The 16,068-nt window shown below is 38.8% G+C and carries 13 protein-coding genes and 1 pseudogene; all 14 read left to right on the plus strand.

Going from position 1 to position 16,068, the window contains the following annotated elements; translation table 11 throughout:
• Positions 1 to 55 precede the first annotated feature (55 nt).
• The 14 genes and pseudogenes from V7149_RS13270 (at position 56) to V7149_RS13335 (ending at position 15,826) form a co-directional block, all read left to right on the plus strand.
• Positions 56 to 1,420, plus strand: a complete 1,365-nt coding sequence (locus tag V7149_RS13270) for a sigma-54 interaction domain-containing protein (RefSeq protein WP_335346118.1) — start codon at positions 56 to 58, stop codon at positions 1,418 to 1,420.
• A gap of 223 nt (positions 1,421 to 1,643) precedes the next feature.
• Positions 1,644 to 2,624, plus strand: coding sequence for an aminopeptidase (locus tag V7149_RS13275; protein WP_335346106.1), 981 nt, complete (start codon positions 1,644 to 1,646; stop codon positions 2,622 to 2,624).
• Positions 2,625 to 2,636: 12 nt separating this feature from the next.
• Positions 2,637 to 4,157, plus strand: coding sequence for a tripartite tricarboxylate transporter permease (locus V7149_RS13280; protein ID WP_335346107.1), 1,521 nt, complete (start codon positions 2,637 to 2,639; stop codon positions 4,155 to 4,157).
• Positions 4,154 to 5,197 (plus strand): tripartite tricarboxylate transporter substrate binding protein, encoded by a 1,044-nt coding sequence (locus tag V7149_RS13285; protein ID WP_335346108.1) that lies wholly within the window; start codon positions 4,154 to 4,156, stop codon positions 5,195 to 5,197. Before V7149_RS13280 ends, V7149_RS13285 begins: the two co-directional genes overlap by 4 nt.
• A 16-nt stretch (positions 5,198 to 5,213) precedes the next feature.
• Positions 5,214 to 5,654 carry a tripartite tricarboxylate transporter TctB family protein gene (locus V7149_RS13290; protein ID WP_335346109.1) on the plus strand — a complete coding sequence of 147 codons (441 nt, stop codon included), beginning with the start codon at positions 5,214 to 5,216 and terminating at the stop codon, positions 5,652 to 5,654.
• A gap of 54 nt (positions 5,655 to 5,708) precedes the next feature.
• Positions 5,709 to 6,830 (plus strand): 2-keto-3-deoxygluconate permease, encoded by a 1,122-nt coding sequence (locus V7149_RS13295; RefSeq protein WP_335346110.1) that lies wholly within the window; start codon positions 5,709 to 5,711, stop codon positions 6,828 to 6,830.
• 18 nt (positions 6,831 to 6,848) lie between these two features.
• Positions 6,849 to 7,613 carry an enoyl-CoA hydratase/isomerase family protein gene (locus tag V7149_RS13300; protein WP_335346111.1) on the plus strand — a complete coding sequence of 255 codons (765 nt, stop codon included), beginning with the start codon at positions 6,849 to 6,851 and terminating at the stop codon, positions 7,611 to 7,613.
• Between the two features lie 35 nt (positions 7,614 to 7,648).
• The gene (locus V7149_RS13305) at positions 7,649 to 8,644 is read left to right on the plus strand and encodes an aminopeptidase (protein ID WP_335346112.1); all 996 of its coding nucleotides are present in this window, start codon (positions 7,649 to 7,651) and stop codon (positions 8,642 to 8,644) included.
• A 31-nt stretch (positions 8,645 to 8,675) separates the two neighbouring features.
• Positions 8,676 to 9,824: a CaiB/BaiF CoA transferase family protein gene (locus V7149_RS13310; protein ID WP_335346113.1), complete on the plus strand. Its 1,149-nt coding sequence runs from the start codon at positions 8,676 to 8,678 to the stop codon at positions 9,822 to 9,824.
• Between the two features lie 50 nt (positions 9,825 to 9,874).
• The gene (locus V7149_RS13315) at positions 9,875 to 10,399 is read left to right on the plus strand and encodes a gamma carbonic anhydrase family protein (RefSeq protein WP_335346114.1); all 525 of its coding nucleotides are present in this window, start codon (positions 9,875 to 9,877) and stop codon (positions 10,397 to 10,399) included.
• A complete protein-coding gene (locus V7149_RS13320) occupies positions 10,396 to 11,706 on the plus strand; it encodes an aspartate aminotransferase family protein (protein WP_335346115.1) in 1,311 nt (436 codons plus the stop codon). The genes V7149_RS13315 and V7149_RS13320 overlap by 4 nt, the downstream gene beginning before the upstream one ends.
• A complete protein-coding gene (locus V7149_RS13325) occupies positions 11,693 to 13,117 on the plus strand; it encodes an NAD-dependent succinate-semialdehyde dehydrogenase (protein ID WP_335346116.1) in 1,425 nt (474 codons plus the stop codon). The genes V7149_RS13320 and V7149_RS13325 overlap by 14 nt, the downstream gene beginning before the upstream one ends.
• A 14-nt stretch (positions 13,118 to 13,131) precedes the next feature.
• Positions 13,132 to 14,534, plus strand: a pseudogene (locus V7149_RS13330) (FAD-binding oxidoreductase).
• Positions 14,531 to 15,826 carry a (Fe-S)-binding protein gene (locus V7149_RS13335; RefSeq protein WP_335346117.1) on the plus strand — a complete coding sequence of 432 codons (1,296 nt, stop codon included), beginning with the start codon at positions 14,531 to 14,533 and terminating at the stop codon, positions 15,824 to 15,826. Before V7149_RS13330 ends, V7149_RS13335 begins: the two are co-directional and overlap by 4 nt.
• Positions 15,827 to 16,068 lie beyond the last annotated feature (242 nt).

Below are 16,068 nucleotides of genomic sequence, written 5' to 3' on the forward strand. Positions count from 1 at the left end.
TCTGTATACTGTTTATATATTATATTGCTTTTCGATGGGAGGGATAAATGTGAATATGGATGTACCCAATTTGAAGCATTTATCTGATTTTGACAATGTTCTTGTTGTTGATAAAACGGGGAAAACGATTTTTTATGATTTAGCAGACTTGCATATTTTGAAGAAGCTTGGTCAAAAGCCAGAGGAGTTTCTTGGAAAAAACATTACGTCTTTTTATAAAAATTTGACTGTTGAAAATAGCACGATTATGAATGTGTTAAGAACAGGGGAAGCTTTATGTGAAGTTGAGCAGCAAATGATCACGAAAACGGGGAGTACGTTCGTATCGAAAAGCTCTACATATCCGATTAAGCAGGATAACACAGTAATTGGGGCTATAGAGTTTTCAAAGCATTTTTTTACGAAAGAAGATATTCAATTTCTTGATCAGTATGCTGGGCATAAAATATATCGAAAAAATAATACCATTTATACAATTGATGATATTGTGACGGTTAATCCGCAGATGATAGCTGTTAAAAATAAGATTGAAAAAGTAGCGAAAACGGACTCTACGATCTTAATTTATGGGCAAACCGGTACAGGCAAAGAGGTTGTGGCCCAGTCTATACATAATTTGAGTGAGCGATTTGGCAATCCGTTTATTTCCTTCAACTGTGGAGCGATCCCAGCGAGCCTGATGGAAAGCACGTTATTTGGCACAACTAAGGGCAGCTATACTGGTTCGGAGGATATGCCTGGTCTGTTTGAACAGGCAGAGGGGGGCACGCTGTTTTTAGATGAAATTAACTCGCTTGATATTAATCTTCAGGTGAAGCTGCTAAAGGCGATTGAGGAAAAGACTATTCGCCGGATTGGCGGTAAAAAAAATATTCAATTAGATATAAGAGTGCTTTCCGCGACCAATGAGGATCCGGATATTCTCGTTGCTGAAAAGCGATTAAGACAGGATTTATTTTTTCGTTTAGGGGTCGTGCAAATCAATCTGCCAAAGCTCTCAGTCAGACCTGATGACATTGAAGTACTTCTACAATATTATGTGAAATTTTACACCAACAATATGAATATATATGTGGAAGGCATAACGGAGGAAGCACTTGAATGTTTTAAACGATACAGCTGGCCGGGAAATATCCGAGAATTACAAAATACCGTGGAATATGCAATAAACATGGCCAATGACCATTGGATAACGATCGACAATCTCCCTCCAAGAATAAGGGAACATGGTCACCCAATAGTTTTCAATAAAAATACTTCGTTAGCTGAGATGGAAGAAAATATGATAAGGGAAGCGATTAATAAATACGAAGGCAGCTTGAACGGAAAGAAACAGGCAGCGAAGGAGCTTGGTATAAACCTAGCCACTTTATATAGAAAAATCAATAAATATGAACACATTCGCAAAACGCAAATTTAATTTGCATTTTGCGAATTAGAGGAAATCAAGGCAGGTGAGTCTTTTAATGTTGAATTGAAGACTTACCTGCCAATTTATTTGCATTTTGCGAAAAAAACTCAAGGGTTAATTATATGTTAATTTATCCAACTCCATATATTTAAGCAATTTCAATCATTATTTAGATTTGGCACAAATGTTGCATAAATAATATTTGAAAAATAAAAATGGAGGATGTGAATTTATGAATACTATTCGAAAAATGTTTATGATGAAGTCTGTTCAAACGATTCTTAAGACGTGTTTAAATGTAAAACCAGGAGAAAACCTACTCATCCTAACAGATACCAATACGACCGAAATAGGAGAGATGTTTGCGATTGTAGGACATGGCATGGGCGCAGAGGTTGTTTTGACGGTTATGCATCCAACGACAAGACATGGTGATGAACCGCCGAGAATTATCGCTGAAGCCATGAAAGCTGCCGATGCAATCGTTGCTCCGACAACATTCTCTATTAATCACTCAACCGCTAGAAAAGAAGCAAGCGATGCTGGCGCAAGACTCATTTTTATGCCTGATGCGAATGAAGAAGTTTTCTTAGATGGATCTTTAGACATTGATTATATGGCCCAAAAGGAAATTATCGATAAGGTATCAGCCATATTAGAGGCTGGAGAAGAATTAAGTATTACTTCGAAATTAGGAACAGAACTACACATGAAGATTTCAGGCCGGCATGCGGTTCCTCAAACTGGCATTTGTCACGAACCTGGTACGATTTCACCACCACCATGCATTGAAACGGCCATTTCACCACTTGAAGGTACTACTGAAGGTGTAATGTATGTCGATGGTGCGATTGTACCTGGTAGAGCATGTCAAGAGCCAGTAAAAATTACCTTTAAAGAGGGAAGAATTGTTTCGATTGAAGGAAAAGAAGATGCGGAAATGTTAAGGCAAACTTTAGAAAGCTACAATCATCCAAATGTCTATTGCGCGGTAGAAATGGGAATTGGTATGAACCCAAAAGCAAAGATTGGCAGGGGGGGACAACTAGAGGACGAGGCGGAATTTGGCACGATGCATATTGGAATTGGAAACGGAATCACCTTCGGAAGCAGTATAAGAGCACCAGGCCATTGCGATCTTGTCATGCGTGATCCTGTCATTAAAGTGGATGGTAAAATTCTTATGAAAAATAGAGAGCTCTTTTTAGATTAAGGGGGAGGACCTTTGATTGATTTCAATTTAATAGGAGAATCGATTACTAGTATCATATCTTTTAAAATTTTGCTTTTGTTTATTATTGGGACCATTGCAGGCATGGTTTTAGGAGCACTTCCCGGACTCACTACCACTATGGGAGTATCCATATTAATTTCATTTACATGGGGTATGGAATGGATCGAGGCAATGGTATTAATTATTTCCGTTCATATTGCAGGAACATATGGGGGATCCACACCGGCTATATTTTTGAATATACCGGGTAGCCCAGCATCTGCGGCCACTTCCATGGACGGATATCCTATGGCACAAAGAGGGGAAGGAGGTTTGGCTCGTGGACTTGCGACTTTTCAATCCTTTCTTGGAACCATCTTTGCGGCAGTTCTATTCTTAATTGGTGCTCCCTTACTATTAAACTTTAGTATGAACTTTGGATCATGGGAATATTTTTTACTGGCTATGTTCGGAATTATTCTTAGTGCTAATTTGACTGCAGAGTCACTAGTAAAAGGATTAATCTCAGGATTTTTAGGATTGGCTTTAGCCACAATAGGAATGGATAAAATAACTGGAGTTCAACGGTTTACTTTTGGTGAAAGCGCTTTAATGGATGGGTTCAGCCTCATTGCTGTTTTAATAGGGATTTTTGGTATCGCAGAAGTGATTGAATCCCTAATCCAGCTAAAACCTCCATTAAAATCTGAAAAATTTAATTCTATTTTTCCACCGTGGCGGATGTTGCTGAAATTTCTACCTCTTGGAGGGAAATCATCCGTAATTGGGGCTTTAATAGGAGTAATTCCTGGAGTTGGAGCAGATGTAGCCGCATGGGTTTCTTATGATGCTGCCCGACGAAGCAGTAAGAATCCTGAAAGTTTTGGAAAAGGAAATCCAGAAGGAGTCGTCGCTGCAGAAACCGCGAATAACGCTTGTGTACCAGGAACATACGTTCCTATGCTCACGCTTGGAATACCAGGGGACGCTGTCACAGCCGTCATTATAGGGGGACTCTTATTACATGGATTGCAGCCAGGTCCATTATTACTAACGCAAAACCCTAATATTTTACAACAGTTTTTCATTATTTTAGTTGTTTCATCAGTATTTATGCTGGTATTTGGGTTATTCTTATCGTTTCTATTTCAAAAAGTTTTGTCTGTTCCAAGAAGCGTTGTATTAATGACGGTTACTGTATTTAGTGTTATTGGAACGTATGCAGTTAATAGTCGTCCATTTGATATCGCAGTCATGTTTGCTTTTGGGATTATTGGATTTTTAATGCGAAGGGTTGGCCTGGCAGCTCCTCCCCTAGTACTGGGATTAATTCTCGGCTTAATGGCTGAACAAAATTTCCGAAGAGCCATGGTTAGTGCTGATTATTCGTTTATGCCATTTATAACACGTCCTATAAGTCTCTTCTTACTAGTATGTATTGTGCTTTTGCTATTAAACCAAAATCAATTTTTAACGAAAAAGTTTAAAAAAGTATGGAAGAAAACAAGAACTGATGAGGAGGCAAAATTATGAAACTTAAAATGATGTTTCTACTATTTATTTCATTCATTTTATTATTAGGTGCCTGTTCTAGTAATCAATCCAATAATGCAGTTCCGGAGGGAGATACGAAAAAAGAAGACAAATACCCTACACAGCCAATTGAAATCATTGTTGGGTTTGGTGAGGGTGGGGGAACGGATACAATGGCAAGAACCCTCCATCCAATGCTTCAAGAAGAATTAGGGCAATCAATCGCTGTAAGAAATATGCCTGGGGCCTCAAGTGCATTAGCCTTGGAATACGTGAATGGGCAAGAAGCCGATGGTTATACAATCTTGTTCCAAACAGACCTAGTACGGGTATTCCCAACGATGGGAATGACTGATTTAACTTATAAAGATTTCGAACAAATTGGAATCGGGGCTATGGGTATTGCAAACTTTATTGTTGATGAAAAGTCTAATCTAAAATCATTCGATGATATTGTCAAACTTTTAAAAGAAGGAAATGCCAAAGTTGGTGTAGCAGCTATTGGAGACCCGTGGCATCTTACATTAGAGATTGTTAATAATGTTGTCGGCGGAGGTGCGGAAATTATTACCTATGATTCTGGATCAAACGCTGCTATGGCTGCCATGAAAGGGGAAGTGGATTTCTCCATTAGCGGGGTTAACGAAGTTGTCGATTTACTGCGTTCAGGCGATTTACGTTCCTTAGCTGTGATGGATAATAAAGCATTTGAAGTGGAAGGTTTCAAATCTATCCCTCCGGTGACTGATTTTGTTGCAGGCATGGAAAAGTATGTACCTGAAGGAACATGGTGGGGACCAGCGGTAAAAAGCGGAACTCCAAAGGAAATCGTTGATCAAATAAGAGAAGCTTATAACAAAGCAATTAATAGTGAGAAATTTAAAGAGTTTGCGAAGAAAAGGGCAATTGTCCTAACAGATATTGAAGATAGCCAACAATATACAAAAGATATCACTGAGAAAACAAGCTGGTTGCTATGGAATATTGGTGTTGGGAAACGATCACCTGAAGAAGTTGGAATTAGTAAGCCACAAGAGTAATAGAAGGGAGAAAAGGATGAGAATTAATAAGGATTTTATTCTTTCAGCTACGGTACTAACCTTTGGTCTCTTTTTTGTAATAGGGAGCTTTTCATTCCCGGCAGGGGATCATCTTTTAAATTCTTCGCGTTCGTTTCCAATGTTATTAGGCTATAGCTTTATGGGTCTAGCAATCTGGCAATTTATTAAAACCATCCGTGAGAAAAAAGCAAACACAAAAGAATTTTTTTCTCGTCTTGAAATTAAAAGGGGATTCGTCTTTATATTTCTTACGGTTGCGTATATTTTTGTGCTTATCCCTTTGTTAGGTTTTATGATTTCAACATTGTTGTTTTTATTTGTTGGCATACTATTTTATAAAGAAATTCGTTGGTACACAGCATCATTGGTATCCATCGGAATGATAGGTTTCATTTATTTAATTTTTGTACAACTAATGAATATTCGACTACCTTAAAAACTAAAATTTGTCGAAATGTGATCCCATAAACAATCAGGGTTGGTGATGGATATGAAAATCAAAAAAAATATTGAAAGAGTTCCTGGTGGACTTATGGTTATCCCCCTTATGTTAGGGGCACTATTAAATACGATTGATCAGCTTCACATTCCTTTTATAATGAATATCCTTAAATCCTTAGGTGTATCACCTTCCCAGGAAGGTATTTATGAGTTTATGAGAATTGGCGGCTTTTCGGAAGCTCTTTTTAAAAATGGAACCTTAACGCTTATTGGTTTATTTCTATTTTGTGCAGGTAGCCAAATGAATTTGAGAGTAGGTGGAAAAGCCTTAAAGAAAGGTATTTTGCTCACATCAAGTAAGTGCTTAACTGGAATTGTAATTGGAATTTTGTTTGGAGTATTTTTTGATCCAATGAACGGTCTTCTTGGTTTATCAACAGTGGCGATTATTGCGGCTATGACCAATGGAAACGAAGGAATGTATGCAGTTCTTACAGGTCAATATGGAAACCGTTCAGATGTTGGTGCAATCTCTGTTTTAACTTTAAATGACGGTCCTTTCTTTACAATGCTTGCATTAGGAATGGTTGGGTCACATTTCCCACTAATCGCATTTATCGCGGTATTGCTGCCAATAGCTCTTGGAATGCTGCTTGGAAACTTAGATGAAGATATTCGCGAATTCCTCAAGCCTGGAGAAACATTACTTGTCCCATTCTTTGCATTCTGTCTTGGAGCAGGGATGAACTTTATGAGCTTCTTTAATCCAGATGCAGTCTGGGGAGGATTAGCTTTGGGCTTTATAACAGTTATTTTAACAGCTATTACAGGTATTCTAGTCTACCGTTTATTCGGTGAGAGAAGCACAATCGGTCCTGTTGCAGAAGCATCAACGGCAGGGAATGCGGTTGGGACACCTGCAGCTATTGCCGCAGCTGCAGCGGTATCAGCTGGGGCAGGACTCATGACTTTGGAAGAGGCAAAAGCTTTTCAAGATATTGCGAATCTAGCAACCATACAAATTTCGATTTCTACAATTACTACGTCTATTTTATGTCCAATTGCAGTCATCCTTTGGGATAAGTATCAAAGAAGCAAAGGAATTGACGGAACATTAGAAAACATCCCTAAAAAAATAAAAGTTCAACCAGAAATGAAACAGAATGCTTGAAGATAGGAGATGAAAGGTATGGAAATGATTAAGGTTAATCTTGCTAACCATATTTGTACAATTACAATCAATAATCCACCGATGAATATTCTTTCAAAGGAATTTCGCGAAGAATTTGTACCTTTTATGGAAGGACTAAAAAGGAGATCCGATGTTCGAGTTATCATATTGACTGGTGAGGGGGATCGTGCGTTTTGCGCTGGAGCAGATTTAAACGAGGAAGGGGAATTGACACCGGAAACTGTACGGCTATTTTTAGAAGAAGATTGCAGAATTTATGACATTATCAATGAAATGCCTCAACCAGTGATTGCAGCTGTTAATGGCTATGCCTTTGGCGGAGGGTTTGAGCTTGCTTTAGCCTGTGATCTTCGCTTCATGTCAGAACGTGCAAAGCTTTGCGCTGCTGGTGTGAAGGTTGGATTAGTCGTTGGACCAACCCGTCTAGTCCGACTATTAGGGGAAGCGTATGCCAAGGAAGTGATTCTAACAGGAAGAACGATCACTGCAGAAGAGTCTCTTCAAAGAGGTTTGGCAAGTACAGTCGTTCCTCATGAAAAATTAATGGAAGAAGCACTAGAGTGGGCAAAGATGATTGCTTCACGTGCCCCAATTGCAGTAAGGCATGCAAAAGATGTCATTCAGAAAACAATGGAATTCAATTGGCAAGATGCAATGACAATGGAATTAGATGCTTTTATAAAATGCCAAGAAACAAGGGATCACAAACACGCGATTGAGGCATTTTTCAATAAGCAAATCCCTTCTTTTGAGGGAGTTTAATATTAAACATTTAGGAACTGGAGGAGATTTACTTTATGAAAGATGTGCTAATGTACCCCGCAGCCAACGCATTAGTAAAAGTATTGGCTGGAGTTGTTGAAGGAGAAAAGGTATTAATATTAACTGATTTTCTAACGGAAGGAATATCAAAAGTACTTGCGTCTACCACTGCTGCATTAGGTGCAGAGCCAATCACCATATCAATGTTACCAAGAAATGGACACGGGGATGACTTGCCAGAAGCTATAGCTGCTGCGATGAAAGAAGTAGATGTGGTTATCGCTCCAACAACATATAACATTGCTCATACTAAAGCACGACATGAGGCACAGATGACCGGAACAAGGATTTTAATTTTGCCTGAATCTCATGAAAATATTCTTTTAAGTAGTGGATTACGTGCAGACTTTGTTGCAATAAGGCCCCAAGTGGAAAAATTTGCCAACATATTAACAAATGGGGAATTCGTTCGAATTACAACGCCGAAGGGCTCCGATTTACGCTTTTCCATTAAAGGTAGGGAAGGAAGGGCATTAACTGGATTTGCTAATACAAAGGATGTCTCTGCCGCACACTGTATTGAATCTAGTATTGCCCCAGTTGAAGGAACGGCGGAGGGTATTCTGGTCGTTGATGGAAGTATTCCAGGTGTTGGCCTGATTGATACTCCCGTTGTAGTGGAATTTAATGAGGGGAAAGCCGTTTCGATCACAGGTGGAAAAGAGGCTGATCTGTTTAAAAAAGTGTTAGAAGAAAGAAATGACGACAACGGAAACATCTACTTTGCGGGCGAGTTCGGAATTGGCATGAATCCGGAGTGCCAATTAGAAAACAGTATGTTAAGTGATGAAGGCGTGTTTGGAACGATTCACATCGCTTTAGGAACGAATGCTTATATCGGAGGGAACATTAAAGCAAAGGGCCACTACGATATGGTTGTAAATGCTCCTACAGTTGAAATTGATGGAAATGTCATTTTGAAAAATAAAGAGCTATTTTTAAATAATGAAAATTTAATTAGAAAGCCTTAATTCAAAGAATAAGCGTAAGGAGAGGGATAAAATGGGTGCTTTACAAGGGATACGTGTTGTTGACCTAAGTCAGGTCATGGCAGGACCTTATTGCGGCATGCTGTTGGCAGATATGGGAGCGGATGTCATTAAAGTTGAACCACCAAATGGTGAGAACACTAGAAGGTGGTCACCAGAAATAAATGGTGAAAGCTATGCTTATATGGCAATCAATAGAAACAAGCGCAGTCTGACTCTTAACTTAAAAACAGAGGAGGACAAGAACACTTTTTATAAATTAATTGAAACAGCCGACATCTTAATCGAGAACTATCGCCCTGGTGTTGTTAAAAGATTGGGTATCGACTATGAAACTCTTATTAAAATAAACCCTCGGCTCATTTATTGCTCTATTTCTGGATTTGGTCAATATGGACCATATTCTTCCCGTGGGGGCTATGACTTAATTGCTCAAGGGATGACAGGGATTATGAGTGTGACAGGTGAAAGAGGCGGAAAGCCAGTAAAATGCGGAATACCGGTTATTGATTTAGGTGCAGGATTATTCTCTGTATACGGGATTTTATCAGCCTTATATGCCAGAGTAAATACAAATGAAGGGCAATTTATTGATGCTTCCCTATACGATACGGGCATTGCGTTATCTGTCTGGGAGAGCATCCAGTTTTGGGTATCTGGCGAAACACCTACCCCAACTGGAAGCGGACATCGATTATCTGCACCATATCAAGCATTTGAAGCAAGTGATGGATATTTTACTGTAGGTGCAGATACATCGCATCATTGGCCTGTATTCTGTGAAATTATTGGAAGACCTGAATTCCTAAGTGACGATAGATTTGTTGATGATGCCTCACGTATTAAGCATTTAGATGAATTTGTAAGATTAATAGAAGAAAGAACGCGTTTGAAACCAAGAAAATATTGGTTTGATAAATTTGATGAAGCAGGGATTCCAGCCGGCCCAATTAACACATACCCGGAATCATTAACTGACCAGCACACGTTTTCTCGAAAAATGGTCGAAGAGGTTGAGCATTCGGTTGCTGGAAAAATAAAAGCGCTAGGTATTCCTGTCAAACTATCAAAAACACCGGGAGAAATTAAAAATTCTGCACCTACTTTAGGAGAACATAATGAGGAAATACTAAAAGAATTAGGTCTCGTCTCCAGCAGTTAATCTTATTTTTACTACATTAAAGATATCTTTTTAAGGAGTAGGATGTTCATATGATTCAATTCTTGAAGGGACGGGTACCTTCCATTCATTCGGAGACATTTATTCATGAATCTGCACAAATTATTGGGGACGTGAGGATTGCAAAAGATGTAAGTATATGGCCCCAATCTGTGCTGCGCGGTGATGATCATAATTATATAGAAATTGGGGAAGGAAGTAATATTCAAGATGGCTCCATCTGCCATGTCACACCGGAGTCACCACTAATTATTGGAAAAATGGTTACTGTTGGGCATAGAGCCACTTTACATGCATGTACAATTGAAGACGAGGCCTTAATTGGAATTGGCGCTATCGTTTTAGATGGAGCAATTATTAAAAAGGGCGCTCAAGTAGCTGCTGGAGCAGTCGTTCCTCCAGGAAAGGTTATCCCGGAGGGCACTTTATCTGTTGGAATTCCTGCAAAGGTCATTAGGGAACTAAACGATGAGGAAAAACAAGACCTTTATGCTAATGCAAAAGCATATATCGATTTATGGAAAAGTGATTATAAACAAGAAGGTGAGGCAGAATGATGATTCAAGAGAATAAGAGTTTATCAGAAAGAGGAAATCAAGTACTTCCTCCAGTAGCAGGAAGAGCAACAAACCTTGGAATTGTAAAGGCTATTGGTTCGACTGTCGTGGATGAAAAGGGTAAACCATATTTAGACTTTGCCAGCGGAGTGGGTGTTAATAATGTAGGACATTGCCACCCAGAAATTATTGAAGCAGTTAAAGAACAATTAGATTCCATGATTCATATTGGCCACAATGTCGCCTACTATCCATCATATATTGAACTTGCTGAGGAATTAAACTATCTAACTGGATCTAACAAAATGGTTTATTTTTCAAATAGTGGAGCCGAAGCGAATGAAGGTGCTATTAAACTAGCGAAAAAAGCCACTAAACGACCGGCCATTATTTCTTTTAAAAGAGGATTTCACGGCAGAACACTAGCAACAACATCGATTACATTTTCCAACTCTTCCTACCGTAAGGATTATGAAGGATTAATTCCAAGCATTTATTCTTGTGAATATCCTTATTCCTTCCGAACAGGGTTAAGTAATGAGGAAGAGACTGAAAGATGTATTCAAAATATAGAAGAAGTGTTTACGTATCAAGTGGATCCGTCTCAAGTGGCAGCCATCATACTTGAACCTGTACAAGGAGAAGGTGGATATATTGTTCCACCGAAGGAATTTATTAAAAAGATAAGAGCCCTTTGTGATAAGCACGGCATTCTACTTGTGTTCGATGAGGTCCAAACAGGGTTTGGAAGAACAGGTAAAATGTTTGCTTATGAGCATTTTGAAGTAGAGCCAGATATTATCACCTTAGGTAAAGGGATTGCATCCGGTTTTCCCTTAAGTGCAGTTATTGCTAAGAGGGAAATTATGGAGAAATGGGAGTCAGGAACACATGGCGGTACATTTGGTGGAAATCCTGTTTCTTGTGCCGCAGCATTGGCCTCCATCCAAATATTAAGACGCGAAGGAATCGAAAACGCCAGAAAGATGGGAGATTATTTAAAGCAGCAATTGCTTGATTTACAAAAAGAGTTTAAAGGCATTGGGGATGTTAGAGGCTTAGGATTAATGATAGGGATAGAGTTTGTTAATGAAGAAGGTAAACCGGATGCTGAAACGGTCAATTGGCTGAAAAATTACGCTTTAGAAAACGGACTCATTCTATTAACATGCGGAACTGATAAAAACGTCTTACGATTCATACCGCCAACAACAGTCCTTCAAAAGGAAATTGATCAATCAATACTTATCCTAAGAGAAGGTTTACAGAAATTAAGTAATAAGGAGAGCGGCCATGCTATACATTAACGGCGAATGGAAACCATCAAAATCTAACGAATACTTGACGGTTTATAACCCAGCAACATTAGAAAAGGTTGGAGAAGTTGCTTTTGGAGGCAAGGAAGATGTAGAAGAAGCCATCTATGCGGCTTCAGAGGCGTTTAAAACTTGGAAGAAAGCCACAGCTGATGAAAAATCTCGCTACCTAAAAGAAATTGCAATCAATTTAAGGGATATTGAGGAAGAAATAGCAACGACAATTACATCAGAAATGGGGAAACCATTAAAAGAGGCTCTTGGGGAAGTAAGGCTAGCTATTTCTTATGTTGAATGGTATGCCGAAGAGGCAAAACGTATTTACGGAGAAACGATTCCAGCCTCAACCCAAAACAAAAGAATTTTAGTGCTTCAAGAGCCAATTGGTGTGACAGGTGCCATCACACCTTGGAATTTCCCAGCTGCCATGGTTACACGTAAACTCGCTCCTGCCATCGCCGCCGGCTGCCCAGTTATTTTAAAACCAGCTTCAATGACCCCTCTAACAGCGGTCAAAATCTTTGAAGCAATTGATAAAGCAGGTTTACCGAGAGGAGTAGCCAATTTAGTTCACGGTCCATCCAACGAGGTTGCTCAATCCTTATTAGCTAGCACACAGGTCCAAAAAATTACCTTTACAGGTTCAACGGAAGTAGGCAAAAAATTAATGAGAGAAGCCGCAAATACGGTTAAAAAAGTCTCAATGGAATTAGGCGGCCATGCTCCATTTATCGTATTTGAGGATGCTGATTTAGAGGTTGCTGCTGATGCTGCAATTGCTAGTAAATTTAGAAATGCAGGGCAAACATGTGTATGTACAAATAGAATCTATGTTCAAGAAGAGGTTGCTAAGGATTTTTCGAAAATTTTCACAGAAAAAGTTAAAAAATTAAAAATAGGAAATGGGCTGGAAGAAGGAACAGAGATTGGACCTTTAATTAATGAGGAGAGTCTTGCAAAAGTAATGGAACATGTAGAAGATGCAATAACAAAAGGCGGAATCATTCTATGCGGTGGCGAACGTGAGATTTTGGATCAAAAAGGTGCATTCTATCAGCCGACAGTTATTAATAACGCAAATGAATCTATGAAAATCGCAGTAGAAGAAACCTTTGGTCCTGTTGTTCCGATCTTTACCTTTAAAACGGAAGAAGAAGCGATTGAAAAAGCAAACCATCCATTCTACGGGCTTGCATCGTATTGTTATACAAATGATTTAGGCCGTGCGTTTCGTGTCATGGAGTCACTAGAGTATGGAATTATTGGAATTAATGATGCAATGCCAACGACTGCCCAAGCGCCATTTGGTGGATTAAAAGAAAGTGGAATTGGTAGAGAAGGAGGAAAATACGGAATAAGCGAATATCTTGAAGAAAAGTTTGTTTCTCTGAATATTGGTTAAGAGGAGAAGTTCGTATGGATGTAATTATTAAAGAGTTTGAAGAATTTCTACCTTCAAATCAAATTTTAACGAGTTTGGCAAGCAGATATAGTTATAGCTATGATGCTTCATTCGGAACCTACCTGCCCGATTTCGTTGTACAGGTAAAGAATAAAGAAGAAGTATCATCAATTTTAAAACTAGCAAACAAATATAAAATACCTGTAACGCCCAGAGGACAAGGGACCTCTCTTAGTGGAGGTCCCCTTCCTGTAAAAAAAGGCATTGTTTTAGATATGTCTCAATGGGATAGTTATCTACAAATTTATCCCGAGGATCTCGTGGCAGTCGTTTCACCGGGGGTTCTCACCGCAACAATTAATGAAACTGCTGGTAAATATGGTTTGATGTATCCACCTGACCCAAGCAGTGCGCATGTTTCCACAATTGGAGGTAATTTGGCGGAAAATTCCGGCGGACCTCGAGGCCTAAAGTACGGAGTGACGAAGGATTATGTAATTGGCTTAGAAGTTGTAACCCCCGAAGGTGAAATTATTAAAACAGGCGGGAAAACGATTAAAAATGTCACGGGCTATGATTTAACGAAAATAATTGTTGGATCTGAAGGCACTTTAGGTGTTATTACGGAAGCTACTTTAAAATTACTGCCTAAGCCACCTGCAACCTTAACAATGATGGCTATTTTTGATGATCTTGTTCTGTCAGGAAAAGCCATATCAAAAATATTAACAAATGGAATCCTTCCTTCAAAATTGGAAATCATGGATCAGTTTTCAATCATTGCAGTAGAAAACTATCAGCCTGTTGGTCTGCCAACTGATTGTGAGGCGATTATTCTAATCGAATTAGATGGCCATCCATTGGCTATTGAAGACGAAATGAAAAAGATATCGAATCCATTTTTATGGAAAATGGATCTGTAAAAGTGAAAATTGCTAAGGATGAAGCCGAAGCTGCGAGCTACTGGAAAGCGAGAAAACTAGTTTCTCCAGCTATAGTAAAAATTAAACCAACAAAAGTCTCTGAAGATGCAACGGTTCCTCGAAGCAAGATCCCTGATATGTTTCAGCGACTAAAGGAAATTCGTGAAAAATACGATATTCATCTTGTTGTGTTTGGCCATGCCGGCGATGGAAATCTGCATCCAAATATTATCTGTGATAAACGTGATGAAGATGAGATGATTCGGGTGGAGAAGGCTGTTTCTGAGATTTTCGAGGCAGCTGTTCAATTAGGTGGAACCCTTTCAGGAGAGCATGGAATCGGAACACTGAAATCTCCTTTTATGGAAATGGAATTAGGTGAAATTGGCCTCGATATGATGAAAAAAATTAAGCAAGCATGGGATCCAAATAATATTTTAAATCCCGGAAAAATTTTTCCTGAAAAAGGGCAAAAGTTGGTGTTACGGGGATGAACGGAACTATTTTAAAAGAAAAATTAAAGTATGATGAAACATTTAGCTGTGTTCAGTGCGGCTATTGCTTACCGGCATGTCCAACATATGAATCTATGAGAACAGAGGCTCATACCCCAAGGGGCCGAATTAATCTCGTTAGGATGCTTGCTGAGGGAAAAATTGAGGTTGAAGATTTAAGAGAACCAATTGAAAATTGCCTTGGTTGCCGGGCATGTGAACCCGTCTGCCCAACCAATGTCCAGTACGGAAAAATTTTGGAGGGGGCTAAAGAAGTTTTAGAAGATTATGCCAAAAAAACGAAAATACAAAAAATAGTTGAATCTATTCTCTTTGAACAGGTGATACCTTCTAAAAAATGGATGAACTTTATAGGAAATGCTTCATGGTTCTATCAAAAAACAGGGTTGCAAAAAGTAGCTCAAAAAACGGGCGCAACTAAAAGAGCACCTCTTCATCTTGGAGAATTCGAAGCGGTATTGCCTAACCAAACTTCTCCACAGATCCGTAAACAAATAGTGCGTGACTATAAAGCTATTGGCCCTAAAAAAATTGATGTTGGTTTTATTACTGGATGCATCATGGACTCTATTTTTAACGAAACAAATCGTAACACCATAAAACTATTAACAATGTCAGGAGCCAAGGTGATTATTCCTAAAAACCAGACTTGTTGCGGGGCACTGCACGCCCATTCAGGAAAAACAAACTCTGCTAAAGAGCTTGCCAAAAAAAATATAGAGGCTTTTGAAAAGGAAAATGTAAAATATATCGTAAATAACGCTGGCGGATGCGGCGCTGCTCTTGTTGAATACGAACATCTATTCAAAGGAGATGAAGAATGGGAAGAACGGTCAAGAAAATTTGCAAGCAAAATTAGAGATATCTCCCAAGTCTTAAATGAACTTGATGGCTTGCGCTTTACAAACAAGATTAATGAAACAATCACTTATCAATCTTCTTGCCATATGAAAAATGTACAGAAAGTAACTGAAGAACCTTTATCTTTATTAAAGCAAGTTCCAAGTGTTGGATACAGAGAAATGAAGAATTTCGACCGTTGTTGTGGATCAGCAGGCATTTATAATCTTATTAACTATAATGAATCCATGGATATTTTAGATATTAAAATGAACAATGCAAAGGAAACAAGCGCTGCAATTATTGTAACTACTAATCCGGGCTGCCTATTGCAAATGAAGCTAGGTATTCAAAGGGAAAGGATGGAGAAAACAGTCAGAGCCATCCATCTTGTTGATTTGCTAGTAGAAGCAGGAGCAGCTCCAAAATAGCAAATCGAGCAAGGGGAGATCACTTTAGAAGGTTATGAAGGAATCACCGCTTTTTTAGAAAAATGGAAGCCTGATATTAAAAAAGTTTACTAACAAAATAGACTATGAGGCAATCCATGATTTTGAAAAATGAAGCTAAAGAAATAGACATCAAATTCATTATATTGGGTTGGCTTAATATTTTAATAATTGGAAATGTTGATTTAAATAAAAGTAAAAGTAAAAGGATTGGATATCCAGAT

The sequence above is a fragment of the Bacillus sp. JJ1503 genome (assembly GCF_036965125.1).
Lineage (GTDB): Bacteria > Bacillota > Bacilli > Bacillales > Cytobacillaceae > Cytobacillus.